The organism is Nocardia sp. A7 (assembly GCF_046549215.1).
Lineage (GTDB): Bacteria > Actinomycetota > Actinomycetes > Mycobacteriales > Mycobacteriaceae > Nocardia.
Window position 1 is genome coordinate 853,207 of the sequence record NZ_JAJPWE010000002.1, and the last position, 12,712, is coordinate 865,918.

General features: G+C 67.0%; 12 protein-coding genes. 4 read left to right on the forward strand and 8 right to left on the reverse strand.

The window, feature by feature from the left end; translation table 11 throughout:
• Positions 1–24: 24 nt before the first annotated feature.
• Positions 25–816: a MerR family transcriptional regulator gene (locus ACLJPD_RS15360; RefSeq protein ID WP_410872793.1), complete on the forward strand. Its 792-nt coding sequence runs from the start codon at positions 25–27 to the stop codon at positions 814–816.
• Between the two features lie 16 nt (positions 817–832).
• Here the strand turns inward: ACLJPD_RS15360 and ACLJPD_RS15365 are convergent, their stop codons facing one another.
• The 4 genes from ACLJPD_RS15365 to ACLJPD_RS15380 are packed head-to-tail and all read right to left on the reverse strand — an operon-like array spanning position 833 to position 4,884.
• Entirely contained in the window at positions 833–1,351 is a 519-nt protein-coding gene (locus ACLJPD_RS15365; RefSeq protein ID WP_410872794.1) for a flavin reductase family protein, read from the reverse strand.
• 6 nt (positions 1,352–1,357) lie between these two features.
• Positions 1,358–2,290, reverse strand: coding sequence for an HpcH/HpaI aldolase/citrate lyase family protein (locus tag ACLJPD_RS15370; RefSeq protein ID WP_410872795.1), 933 nt, complete (start codon positions 2,288–2,290; stop codon positions 1,358–1,360).
• 25 nt (positions 2,291–2,315) lie between these two features.
• Positions 2,316–3,500 carry a CaiB/BaiF CoA transferase family protein gene (locus ACLJPD_RS15375; RefSeq protein WP_410873419.1) on the reverse strand — a complete coding sequence of 395 codons (1,185 nt, stop codon included), beginning with the start codon at positions 3,498–3,500 and terminating at the stop codon, positions 2,316–2,318.
• Positions 3,501–3,513: 13 nt separating this feature from the next.
• Positions 3,514–4,884: an LLM class flavin-dependent oxidoreductase gene (locus tag ACLJPD_RS15380; protein ID WP_410873420.1), complete on the reverse strand. Its 1,371-nt coding sequence runs from the start codon at positions 4,882–4,884 to the stop codon at positions 3,514–3,516.
• Between the two features lie 73 nt (positions 4,885–4,957).
• On the opposite strand from ACLJPD_RS15380, the gene ACLJPD_RS15385 reads away from it, so the two are divergent.
• On the forward strand, positions 4,958–5,629 hold the full coding sequence (locus tag ACLJPD_RS15385) for a GntR family transcriptional regulator (RefSeq protein WP_410872796.1): 672 nt from the start codon (positions 4,958–4,960) through the stop codon (positions 5,627–5,629).
• Here ACLJPD_RS15385 and ACLJPD_RS15390 read toward each other — a convergent pair.
• Positions 5,615–6,190: a hypothetical protein gene (locus ACLJPD_RS15390; RefSeq protein WP_410872797.1), complete on the reverse strand. Its 576-nt coding sequence runs from the start codon at positions 6,188–6,190 to the stop codon at positions 5,615–5,617. The genes ACLJPD_RS15385 and ACLJPD_RS15390 overlap by 15 nt on opposite strands.
• Before the next feature lie 248 nt (positions 6,191–6,438).
• Between ACLJPD_RS15390 and ACLJPD_RS15395 the strand changes: the two genes are divergently transcribed.
• Complete coding sequence (locus ACLJPD_RS15395; protein WP_410872798.1) at positions 6,439–7,896, forward strand: aldehyde dehydrogenase family protein; 1,458 nt, start codon at positions 6,439–6,441, stop codon at positions 7,894–7,896.
• A gap of 81 nt (positions 7,897–7,977) precedes the next feature.
• Here ACLJPD_RS15395 and ACLJPD_RS15400 read toward each other — a convergent pair whose 3' ends face one another.
• Positions 7,978–9,666: an FAD-dependent oxidoreductase gene (locus ACLJPD_RS15400; protein ID WP_410872799.1), complete on the reverse strand. Its 1,689-nt coding sequence runs from the start codon at positions 9,664–9,666 to the stop codon at positions 7,978–7,980.
• 45 nt (positions 9,667–9,711) lie between these two features.
• Entirely contained in the window at positions 9,712–10,545 is an 834-nt protein-coding gene (locus ACLJPD_RS15405) for an SDR family oxidoreductase (RefSeq protein WP_410872800.1), read from the reverse strand.
• A 115-nt stretch (positions 10,546–10,660) separates the two neighbouring features.
• On the opposite strand from ACLJPD_RS15405, the gene ACLJPD_RS15410 reads away from it, so the two are divergent.
• On the forward strand, positions 10,661–11,617 hold the full coding sequence (locus tag ACLJPD_RS15410) for an LLM class F420-dependent oxidoreductase (RefSeq protein ID WP_410872801.1): 957 nt from the start codon (positions 10,661–10,663) through the stop codon (positions 11,615–11,617).
• A 43-nt stretch (positions 11,618–11,660) separates the two neighbouring features.
• On the opposite strand, the gene ACLJPD_RS15415 is transcribed toward ACLJPD_RS15410, so the two are convergent.
• Positions 11,661–12,677: a 2Fe-2S iron-sulfur cluster-binding protein gene (locus ACLJPD_RS15415; protein ID WP_410872802.1), complete on the reverse strand. Its 1,017-nt coding sequence runs from the start codon at positions 12,675–12,677 to the stop codon at positions 11,661–11,663.
• Between the last annotated feature and the right edge of the window lie 35 nt (positions 12,678–12,712).

Below are 12,712 nucleotides of genomic sequence, written 5' to 3' on the forward strand. Positions count from 1 at the left end.
TTCCAGGCCTAGGAGACTGGTCCGATGCTGACCATAGGCGAGCTTGCATCGTATGCCGGAGTAACGGTGCGCGCTGTGCGGCACTATCACGCCAAAGGGCTGCTACCGGAGCCCGAGCGAGACCACTCCGGCTATCGCAGGTACGACCCAAGCGCCGTGGTCGAGCTGATAAGAATTCGAACCCTCGCCGGGGCCGGGGTCCCGTTGGCGCGGGTACGAGAGCTGCTCCATGCTGACCCCGCAGAGTTCGCGACGGCGGTCGCGGACATCGATCAGCGGTTGCGGGCGGAGATCCGGCAGCGGCAGCGGCACCGCGAACGGATCGCCCGCCTCGCCGCGGGGGACAGTCTGGCGCTGCCGACGGAGATAGTCGAGTTTCTCGACCACCTGCGGGCGCTCGGTGTCGACGAACGGGTCGTCGAGATCGAACGCGACGGCTGGATCCCGCTGGCCGCGCACTCACCCGAGCGAGTCCCGGAGTTGATGGCACGCAAGCGAGCCGAAATCGCCCATCCGCAGCTCGTCGACTTCTATCTCACCCTGGGCGAAGCACTCGACCGGACCGACAACGACGAAATGCTGATCGAGCTGGTCGACAACATGGCCGCCTATCTCACCCAGCTGGCCGATGAGCAGGGCGCGGACTACGTCGGCGGCGGCTTCGAGCCAGCTCTGGTCGAGCTGCTCGACGCACTGGCACTCGATACCGCGCCGTCTACCCGGCGACTGATCGAACTGCTGAGGCAGCGGGGCTGGGTCGGTTGGACCAGGCTCGAGCGCGTCGATCCGAGACAGGGTGACGCCGAAACGCGGTAGGAAGCGCCAAGTTCCCTCATTGTGTGTCGTGTAGGCGGCGGAAGCGGCTGTCGTGGAAGACCAAGGGGTCGGCCTCGGTGCCGACTGCGACGCGGGTGAGGTGAACCAGGACCACCAGGTGGTCACCGGCCGGGATGCTGGCCGACGGTGTCGCTTCCAGCCATGCGGCGGCTCCGCCGACCAGCAGGGCACCGTCGGTCCCCGGAATCATCGTCAGGTCTCGGAAGCGGTCGCCGTGTTTGGTTCCGAGGGATCGGGCGGCGCTCGTCTGGTCGACGCTGAGCAGGCTCAATCCCAGGCGGGTCGCTCTGCTCAGCGGCGGCCAGGTTTGCGATGTTCGTTGGACGCAGAAGGAGACGATGGCCGGTGTCAGGGAAACGGGGACGAACGTGCTGACCGCCATCCCGTGTGCGGTGTCGCCCACCTGCGCGCAGATCGCGACGACGGAGCTGGGGAAGGTGGCGAATGCCTGTCGGAGCGAGGGCGGTTCGGTGGCTACCTCGGTGAAACCGTGCGTGGCTGCGGAAAGAGTCATGGCCGATCAGCTCCGGGCAGGGATCGCGCGAGAGTGGGGGTCGATCGCGGTGGCGCGGGCGAGTGTCGCCTGCGCCATCTTGATGTGTGCGGCATCGACGAGGACCCCGTCGACACCGACGGCACCACGTCCGTTGGCTTCGGCTTCCCGGTAGGCGGCGATATTGCGTTCGGCGAGCGCGATTTCCTCGGGAGTGGGGGAGTAGACCGCGTTGGCGATCGAAACCTGGTTCGGGTGGATCGCCCACTTGCCGGTGTAGCCGAGCAGCGAGGAGCGCCGTGCGTCGCGTTCGTAGCCGGTGAGGTTGCCGTAGTCGGGGAAAGGTGCATCGATGGCATCGATGCCCGCGATGCGAGCGGCGACGAGCACCTTGTTGCGGGCGTAGTGCCAGAAGTCGCCGGGATAGTCGCCCAGCGGTTCGAAGTTGGTGTCCACCCGGGCGCCCTGGGACAGCGAGAAGTCGCCGACGCCGAAGATGAGCGCGTCGATCCGGGAGCTGGCGACGGCGATCGCTTCGGCGTTGGCGAGTCCTTCCACCTCTTCGATCAGTACTTCGAGGCGAATGCGGTGGGTCAGGCCGAGCTTCTCCTCGAGTTGTGTCAGCAGCACGTCGACCCACCACACGTCCCGCGCGGTGCATGCTTTGGGGACCACGATCGTGTGCAGATGCGCCCCGGCGCGGGAGACCACCTCGATGATGTCGTCGTGGCACCAGCGAGTGTCGAGGCCGTTGATCCTGATCGCGGGGACAGTGTTTCCCCAGTCCATCGTGGTGAGGGCGGTGATCACCTTCTCCCGCGACGGCTCCTTGAGTGCTTCCGGGGTCGCGTCTTCCAGATCGAGAAACACCAGATCTGCGCCGCTGGCAAGTGCTTTGGCGAACATGTGGTCGTTGCAGGCGGGCAGCGCGAGCTCGGAGCGCCGGATCAGCAGGGTCATCGTCGAATCCTTCGGTGTCGGAATTTCACAGCACGCCGCGGCTGTGTAGGTCATCGATGTCGTTGTCGCTCAGGCCGAGTATTTGTCCGTAGACCTCCGCGTTGTGCTCGCCGAGGCGGGGGCCGAGGTGGGACACGCGGCCCTGTGCCTGGGAGAAGCGCGGTACCGGTGCCTGCACTGTCATCGTGCCCAGTTCGTCGTCGGCGACCGGGACGAACACCTCGCGGTGGCGCAGCTGCTCGTCCGCGAGCAGATCGGTGATGTCGTAGACCGGCGCCGCGGCGACCTGCTCGGTGTCGAACACCGCCATCGCCTCGGCAAGCGTCTGCTTCGAGACCCATGCCGCGACAACGTCGTCGACTTCGGCAGCCCGCGCCAGACGGCGTTGCGGATCGGAGAATTCGGCATCGACGACCAGGTCGTCGCGTCCGATCGCGCGGAAGACGCGCAGCGCCAGCGCGGGTGAGCTGCCCGACATGGCCAGCCACTTGTCGTCGGCGGTGCGATAGGTGTTGCGGGGTGCGGAGATGTCCCAGCGGTTGCCCGCTCGTTGCGCGACGAGGCCGAGCTGGTCGTAGCTGAGCAGTGTCTGTTCCAGAAGTCGCGTGAGCGGATCGACCAGGTTGATATCGATCAACTGCCCAGGGCCGCCGTGCACATCGCGGTGGTAGAGCGCCATCAGCACGGCGTAGGCGGCGTTGAGGGAAGCGACACCGTCGGCCAGCATGAAGGGCGGCAGTGTCGGCGGACCGTGTGCCTCGCCGGTGATGTGGGCGAATCCGCTCATCGCCTCACCCAGTGTGCCGAAACCCGGGCGCTCGCTCTTGGGCCCGGTCAACCCGAAGCCGGTGATGTGCAGCATCACCATCTGCTCGTTGACCGCGCGCAGACTCGGGTAGTCAAGGCCCCATTTCCGCAATGTCTGTGGCCTGGTGTTGGTCACCACGACATCCGCTGTGGCCGCCAGCCGCCGAAGCAGCTCCTGGCCCTCGGCGACGCGCAGATCCAGGGTGACCGAACGCTTGTTGCGCGACACCGACTTCCACATCAGGCCCACGTCGTCGCGCTGCGCGCCCCAGGTGCGGATCGGATCACCACCGTTGGGCTGTTCGATCTTGATCACCTCGGCACCGAACTCGCCGAGATAGGTGGCTGCCAGGGGCGCCGCCGCGAGCGTGGCGAAGTCGAGCACCCGCAGGCCATCGAGCATGGCTCGGCTCATGTCACACCACGGTGCTCGTGTGCGCGGCGTCGCGGACCGGGGTCGGCCGTGACAAGCCCAGATGCTCGCGCAGAGTCGTACCCTCGTAGGCCGTGCGGAACAGCCCGCGCTGCTGCAACCGCGGCACCACCATCCGGACGACATCCTCGAAGGAGCCGGGCATGTGGGTGGCGGCGAGAACGAAACCGTCACAGGCGTCGCCGTGGAACCATTCGGCCATCTGATCGGCGACCTGGTCGCCGGTGCCGACGAACCGCGGACCCTGTAGGAGGGTGGCGCGATGGCCAGCCAGGTCGCGTACTGTGACGTTTCCGCCGATATGGGTGCGCAGGTTCTGGACCAGGCCGCGGATACCCGACACCGAGGCGATCAGTTCGTCGGTGACCGGGTCGTCGAGATCGTGCTGTGCGAAGTCGTAGTTCATCAACTCCGAGAGCAACGTCAGTGACGCCATCGGATGCACGAGGTCCTCGAGCAGCATCGCCTCCCGCTCCTTGGCGTGCTGTTCGGACTCGCCGACGACCGCGTAGGCCATCGGGCAGATGCGGACCGAGGCGGGGTCACGGCCCGCGTCGGAGATGCGAGCTTTCTGGTCGGCGTAGTGATTGCGGGCCACTTCCAGACCGGGGTCGCCGGTGAAGATCAGTTCCGCCCAGCGCGAGGCGAATTCGCGTCCTCGGCCGGAGGAGCCTGCCTGGATGATCACCGGTCTGCCCTGCGGGGTCCGCGGTACCGTCAACGGTCCGCGGGCGGAGAAGAAGCGGCCGGAGTGGCGCAGTTCGTGCACCTTGTCCGGATCGGCGAAGATGCCTGCGGCGCGGTCGTGCAGGATGGCGTCGTCGTCCCAGGTGTCCCAGAGGCCGCTGACCACATCGAGGAATTCGTCGGCTCGGTCGTAGCGTTCGTCGTGGCCGAGGTGGGCGTCCATCCCGAAGTTCTGTGCCTCGCTGTCGTTGACCGAGGTCACCACATTCCAGGCGGCCCGGCCCGCGGACAGGTGATCGAGGGTGGCGAACGTGCGCGCGACGTGGAACGGCGCGTAGTACGTCGTGGAGTATGTCGCGCCGAGACCGATGCGTGAGGTGCTCTGCGCGAGGACGCCGAGGACCACCCCCAGGTCCAGCTTCACCGGGCGGGCGCCGTGGCGCACCGCCTCGGCGACGGATCCGCCGTAGATGCCGGGCATCGCCAATCGGTCGTCGAAGAACATCAGGTCGAAGCAGCCCTCCTCCAGTTGCCGCCCAACTTTCGCGTAGTACGACGCGTCGAGATAGCCGTGCTCGGTGGCCGGGTGTCGCCAGGAACCCGAGTAGACCGAGGTGTTGCCCGCTTGCATGAATGCGACCAACGTCATTCGGTCGCCGTTCCTCATCGCCATGATTGGAATCTAGCATCTGACATATCAGATTTCAAACCTGGTACCTCTAGCCTGCTAAACTTCCCCGATGGCAACCAACTCGGTCGACGTCGCGGGCACCGTTCGTGAACGGGCGGCACGTGAACTGCGCGATCGCATCCTGACCGGGGCATTGCCCGCCGGTGCCCGCATCGATCTGGACGCGATCACCGACGAGTTCGCCACCAGCCGCACGCCTGTGCGTGAGGCCTTGCTGGAGCTGTCCTACGAAGGGCTGGTCAGGGTGGCACCACGCAGTGGGATCACGGTGATCGGGATCAGCCCCGCCGACATCATGGACAGCTTCACCATCCTCGGTGTCCTCACCGGGCAGGCCGCTGCCTGGGCCGCGCAGCGGGCCAGTACCCCTGAGCTGCAGCGGCTGCGCGAGCTCGCCGCCGAGGTCGCCTCGCGATCCGGTGACGATTCCATCGGTGAGGCCAACTGGCGGCTGCACCAGGACGTCCATCGCGCCGCGCACTCACCGCGATTGCTCACCCAGATCAAGCAGGCGGTCCGGGTGGTCCCGTCGAATTTCCTGCGGCTGTTTCCCGAACACGAGCAACATTCGCTCGACGATCACGACCAGCTCATCGACGCGTTGACCGAGCGTGACGCGCCGCGAGCCCGCGAGATCGGTGAGCGGCACGTGCTGGACGCGGGTCGCTCGCTCACCCAGTGGCTGGAACGCAACGCGACCCCGCATTCACCGCCTGTGTGACAGATTCACCTCGCGGCCGGCTGCTGCCAGAGACCGGGCGTTGCAGCGGAAACCTTCGGTCAGCGGTAGCGGTCGGGGTGTGGCGTCGGTCGCGGCCATCGCACGTGCCTTGAACGCGTGGGCCGCGGCGCTGAGGCGATGATCCATGCCGTCGACCCGACACTCGAACTCCGCGGGCAGCGGGTTGCCCCACAGGACGACTTCGATCAGATCGTTCTCGAGGCAGTTGAGGACGCCGTCGCGCACTCGGCTGTCGGACAGCAGTAGATCGGGTGCGACCGCGATGGCGTCGGGCCAGGTGTGGTGGACCGGAACCGCGAGTGGGCCTTCGAGTTCGAGCACGGTCACGCCGAGGATCTGCAGGGGCGCCAGGTCGGTGACATCGGTCAGGACGACGTTCACGTCCCATCCGGCCATCGAGCGGTCGAACAACCAGCCACCTGCGTGCTCGACCACGTCGCGTGCGTTGTTCGCCAGGACCGCCAGCCGATACCGCAACGGGTGTTGATGTGCGTAGGTCCACCAGTTGGTGACCAGACCAGCGTCCTGGGCAACATTCACGAACTGTCCATTCCGAGAGATCGAAGCGCTATCCGCAGTCCTACTACACCTGGGTTCGACTCGCGGCGAAGTTGCCGAAGCTTCACGAGCTGGGAACTACCGGATTGATCGGGCCGATTTTCTGTTCTCCTATGTGAGAATCATATTACCGCAAATTAGAATGAAACTCTTGACCGCTGGTCGCCTCCGATGCTAAGCAGGTCGAGGACCGGTAGGCACGAGGCCTCGAGGCTTGAAGGGGATGCGCGATGACGCTGCAATCTATTCTGGACGAAATCCGTGAGCGACCCGGAAAAGGCGAGGTCATCCCGATCATCGATCCGGTGACCGAAGAGCAGATCACCGAGTTCACCGACTGTGGACCCGAGGCTGTCGACGAGGCGGTGGCCCGGGCGAGGGCCGCGTTCGACGCGGGTGTCTGGCAGGGTCTTCCCGGGCGCGAACGCGCCAAGATAATGTGGCGGATCGCGGACCTGATGGACGCGCACACGGACGAACTCGCCGAGTTGGACTCGCTCAATACGGGAATGCCACTCGCGCAGGCGAAGATGATCATTCCGACGTGCGCGGAGTTCTTCCGCTACTACGCGGGCTGGTGTACCAAACTCAACGGCTCGGCGTACGAGGTGCAGATGACCGGCGGCGTCTCCGGCGCCTACGCCGACATGCACGCCTACACCCTCAAAGAGCCCTACGGGGTGGTGGGACTGATCTTCCCGTGGAACGGGCCGGTGTTCAACGCGTGCGCCAAGCTGGCCCCCGCGCTCGCCGCCGGGTGCAGCAGTGTGGTCAAACCCGCCGAGGAGACGCCGCTGTCGGCGCTGCTGCTGGCGCGGCTCATCGCGGAGGCCGGCGTGCCGGAGGGCGTCGTGAACTTGCTGACCGGCTTCGGACACACCGCGGGTGCGGCGATCACCGCGCACCCGGACGTCGACAAGGTGGCGTTCACCGGTTCCACCGAAGTCGGCAAGCAGATCGTGGCGGCATCGGCGGGCAACCTCAAGAAGGTGATGCTCGAACTCGGCGGCAAATCGCCGGTGCTCATCTTCGACGACGCCGACCTGGACATGGCGGTGATGATGGCGTCGATGGGAATCTTCATCCACTCCGGGCAGGGCTGCGTCTGCGGCTCCCGAGTCTTCGTGCAGCGTGGCGTGTACGAGCGGGTCGTGGCGGGCATCGCGACCGTGGCGAACAACCTGAAGCTGGGTGGGCCCAAGGAAGAAGGCACCATGATCGGGCCGCTGATCAGTGCCAAACAGCTGAACCGGGTGATGGGCTACCTCGACGAGGGTAGGTCCGACGGTGTCGAGGTCGTCACCGGCGGGCACCGCCTCGACCGCACCGGCTACTTCGTCCACCCCACGGTGGTCGCCAACGTGGATCCCGCGACGAGCAGGCTCTACCGGGAGGAGATCTTCGGCCCGGTCGTGACCGTGCTGCCGTTCGACGACGAGGACGAGGCGATCGCGATGGCCAATGACACGTCCTATGGTCTGGCCGCCACCGTGTGGACGACCAACCTCAGCCGCGGGCATCGGCTGGCGAAGCGGTTGCAGGCCGGGACGGTGTCGCTGAACTGCCAACTGGTGTTCGACCACGGGGTGCCCTTCGGCGGCTACAAGCAGTCCGGCTGGGGCCACGAGTTCGGCCGAGAAGGCGTCGAGGCGTACATGAAGTCGAAGTCGGTCTGGGCTCAGCTCTGAGTCATTCAGGGGCAGCGGCGGCGGACGTTTCGGTTGTCCGGTCCGCCGCTGTCTCCTGTGTCGACGACACCGGAGCCGAACTCAGCGCACCGCGAGATCGGTCCCCTGGGCGGCGGCAGTCAGCTCGTCGCGGGTGGTGAATTTGACCCGCGGACGCCCGGTGGAATCGCTCGCTGCCTTCTCTGCGGTGTCGATGGCCTTCCATCCGTCTCGGTCGACCATGTGGGGCTGTCGCGATAGGACCAACGCGCGCAAGGCGTCTCGGTCCTCGTGCGGCGTGGCGAGTGTGCCCGCGACGAAATCGGCGATCAGGTGTTCCACTGTCTGCTCGGCATCGATGCGGTTCGAACCGATCACCCCGCGCGCACCGCGTTTGATCCAGCCGCTGACGTAGACCCCGCGCACCGGCACACCGGAGGTATCGATCACCCGCCCTTCGTGATTCGGGACGACTCCGCCACGCTCGTCGAACGGCAGCGCCGGGACCGGCTCGCCCCGGTAGCCGACCGACCGCAGCACCAACCCGGCGGCGATGTCGTCGGTGCGCTCGGTAGCTTCGGCGATCACCCGGCCGTCCGCTTCGGTGAGTAAGGTGTGCGCGAATCGCAGACCGGTGACGCGCTGCTCGCCGAGTACCTCGGTCGGTGCAGCGAGGAATCGGAAGACGATCCGTTTGTTGCCCGATTGTCGTGGTGCCGTGGCGTATTCTTGCGCGAGCGTGTATTTCAGCCGAATCGACGGCTCGAGGGCCGGGTCCGCCAACACAGTGCTGTTGATGTCGTCGAGTTCGATGTCGGCGGACTCCACGACCACGTCCACGCCGTCGAGGTGGCCGAGGGCGAGGAACTCCGGCGAGGTATACGCTGCCTGCAGCGGCCCGCGTCGTCCCAGGACGACCACCTCGCGAATCCTGCTGTCGCGCAAGGCATTCAGCGCGTGATCGGCGATGTCGGTGCGGGCCAGCTCGGTCGGATCCATGGTGAGTACGCGGGCGACGTCCAGTGCCACGTTGCCGTTGCCGACGATGACCGCGCGTTCGCCGGACAGATCGAAGTCCCGGTCGGCGAAGTCGGGGTGCCCGTTGTACCAGGCCACGAACTCCGTCGCCGAATGGCTGCCCGGCAGATCCTCGCCGGGAATGTCCATGCGGCGGTCGGCCGACGCGCCCACCGCGTAGATCACCGCGTGGTGATGACGCAGGAGCTCGTCGTGGGTGAGGTGGTTGCCGATTTCGACATTCAGGTAGTACCGCAGGGTGTCGCGACGGAACGCGGTCTCGAACATCGAGGTCACCGACTTGGTCCCCGCGTGATCCGGTGCCACTCCCGCGCGCACCAGACCCCACGGCGTCGGCAGCCGATCGAACAGCTCCACCTGGGTGTCACCGCGACGCAGTAACGCGTCCGCCGCGTAGCAGGCCGCGGGGCCCGCACCGACGATCGCCACCCGCAAGGTGCCGTGTACTTTCGGGATCCGCGGGGTCACGACCGGCGCGGCGAACTCCGGCTCCAGCGGGTGGCGCACGAAATAGTCGGCGTTGATGTCGCTGTAGCGCTGCAGCGAAGCGGTGAGGTCTTCGACGGAGAACACCGCGCCCACCGGGCAGGCATCGACGCACGCGCCGCAGTCGATGCAGGTTTCGGGATCGATGTGCAGCATCTCGGCGGTGTCGAACTCCGGCTGACCGGGTATCGGTCGGATGCAGTCGACCGGGCATTCGGAGATGCAGCTGGCGTCGTTGCAGCATCGCTGCGTGATGACGTAGGCCATAGCGGTCAGTCCTTGTCGCGGAGGGTGAGTGGGGCTGCGGGCGGGTCAGTCCAGGAAGAGGTCCGGGGTCGGGTTGTCGCCACCGCCGTATCGGGAGAGGTCCTCGATCCCGGCGAATCTGGTGACGGCGTCCGCGTCGATGAAGCAGTTGCCGGTCACCTGCCGGGCCGGCTGGCCGGCGATCGCGACGGCCGCGTCTGCCATGATCCGGGGGCTGCGCGCGGTCGCGAGCTGGTCGTCACCGTCGAGCAGGGCCGCGACAGCGGAGGTCGCGATGTAGGTCTGCGGCCACAGACAGTTGAATCCGATTCCGGCATCGGCGTATTCGGCCGCCCAGCCCTGGCTGAGCAGGGTCATCCCGTATTTGGACTGGGTGTAGGCCGGGTGGGCGCCGAGCCAGCGGGGGTCGAGGTTGATCGGTGGCGAGATGGTGAGCACATGCGGGTTGGGGGAGTCGCGCAGGTACGGCACACACGCTGCGGTGAGCAGGAACGTGCCGCGAATGTTGATGTCCTGCATCAGGTCGAAGCGTTTGGCACTGAGTTTCTCGGTGGGATCGGTGGCGATGGCGCCCGCGTTGTTCACGCACACGTCGATCCCGCCGAACCGCTCGATCGCGATCGCCACGGCCCGCGCGACGTCCTCTTCCCTTCGTACGTCGCCGACGGCCGCCGCGGCCCAGCCACCAGCGGCTTCGACCTCGGCGGCGACGGTGTGCACCGTGCCGGGGAGCCGGGGATGTGGTTCGGATGTCTTGGCAAGCAGGACGACGTTGGCGCCCTGCTCGGCGGCGGCTACGGCGATCGCCGCGCCGATACCCCGGCTGGCGCCGGAAATGAGGACGGTGCGATCGCGCAGCGGGTGGTCCTGGTCGGGCATGGTGCTCCTCGCGTGCCGCCGAGCGGCAACAGTTCATTCTCTGCAGGTGGTATTGGCGTTCTCATTCTACGCAAGTAGCATATCCGAATCCGACTTCGAACCACTTGGAGGAACCGTGCGCATCGGCGTGATGATCGGCCCGGAGAAGGGCGACTCGGGGCGCAAGCTCGAACGGATGCTGCGCGATATCGCGTGGGCGGAGACGGCAGGGCTCGATACGGCCTGGATTCCGCAGGTGCCCAACGACTTCGACGCGCTCATCACCGTCACGGCGATGGGCCTGGCCACCACCCGGATCGAGCTGGGTACCGCCGTGGTCCCGCTGCAGGCTCAGCACCCGATCGCGCTGGCGCGACAGGCGCTCTCGGCGCACGCGGCGGCAGGCGGCAGGCTCGCCCTCGGCGTCGGGCCGTCGCACCACTGGATCATCCGCGACATGCTCGGTCTGCCCTACGAGAAGCCGGCGGCCTACACGCGCGACTATCTCGAGGTGCTGGCCGCCGGACTCGCGGGCACCGGCTCGGTGGACGTGGAGAACAGCACCTTCACGGTGCACAATCCGCTCGATCTCGGTCCGGTGGCGCCGGTTCCGGTCCTGGTCGCCGCACTGGGGCCGGTGATGCTGCGCATCGCCGGGGAGCGGGCGGACGGGACGGTGCTCTGGATGGCGGACGAGCGCGCCGTCGCCGAGCACGTCGTCCCGAAGATCAACAAGGCCGCCGCCGACGCCGGTCGGTCCACACCGCGCGTGGTGGTCGGGTTGCCGGTGTGTCTGTGCACGGCCGGGCAGGTGGACGAGGCACGGGCGCGGGCGAACCGGATTCTGGGCGAGGCGGAGGTCTCACCCAACTATCAGCGCCTGCTCGATCAAGGCGACGCACGCACCATCGGCGATCTGTGTATCGCGGGGGACGAGGCGGCCATCGCGGCCGGACTGCGCCGCTACGCCGATGCCGGTGCCACCGACATCTCCGTGCGGCTGCTTCCGATCGGGGACGACCGAGACGCGCTGGTCGCCTCCAAGCAGCGAACAAGGCAGATGATCGCCGACCTGGCGGGTCGACTGCGCTGACGGCCGCTCCCCGGCGGAACCTGCCGGGGAGCGGCCGTCGGGTTCACTCGTACTCGACGACGGCGCCGTCGGAGTCCGGGACAGCCTGGCAGGTCAGCACATAGCCGTCGGCGACCTCGTCGTCGGTCAATGCGTTGTTGTGCCGCATGGTTGCGCGGCCCGAGGTCATCTTCGCCATGCAGGTCGCGCAATTTCCCTGCTCGCAGGAGAACGGTGGGGCGAGGCCACCGCGTCGGGCGCTCTCCAGCAGCGTCTCACCGGCCTTGCGTGGTACCGACTTCTTCTTGCCGTTCAGGATCACCGTGATGGTGCCGCCGGAATCCGCCTCGTGTTCGACGGCGTTCGCTGATGTCGACGCGGCCGCCGGGTCGACGGGCGTGCCGAACCGCTCGCTGAAAACGAGGCCGGGACCAGGTAGTGACCGTTCCACCAGGTCCATGAACGCCTCGGGCCCGCAGATGTAGTGATCGCCGTGCGCATCGGCACCGACGAACCCCTGGACGGCCGCGCGGTCGAGAAATCCGCGCTCACTGTCGAGATGGCGGACCACCTCGAGCCGGTCCGGATGGCGGGCGAGCAGATCGGTGAACGCGTCGTCGAACAGCACCGACGCCGGGTCGCGATCCGCGCACAGGAGCCGGACCCGGCGGGTGGTTGTGGCCAGCGCCGCTTTGGTGAGCGACAGGATCGGCGTGATGCCGCTGCCACCGCTGAAGCCGAGCAGCGGAACGTCGGTGTCGCGCAGGCAGAACCGGCCCGCGGCTCTGGACAGCTCCACCTCGTCGCCCGCGGTGAGGGTGTCGAGCATCCAGTTGGACACGGCGCCGCCTGGCACGCGTTTGACCGTGGTCATGATCTCGCCGTCGGTCTCGGGTGCGCTCGACATCGAGTAGGACCGGAAGCACACGGTGCCGTCCACGGTGACCCGGAAGGTGCAGAACTGTCCGGCCCGGTAGTGCAGCGGCCCGTCGTGCGGGTCGAGCACGAATGTCCGTGCGTCCGGGCTCTCGGTCACGACCCTGGTCACTGTCGCGCGCAGAAATGACGAGAGTGTCGCCATGGTCCACCTCTTCCTGGTATTAAGGTTCTATCGAA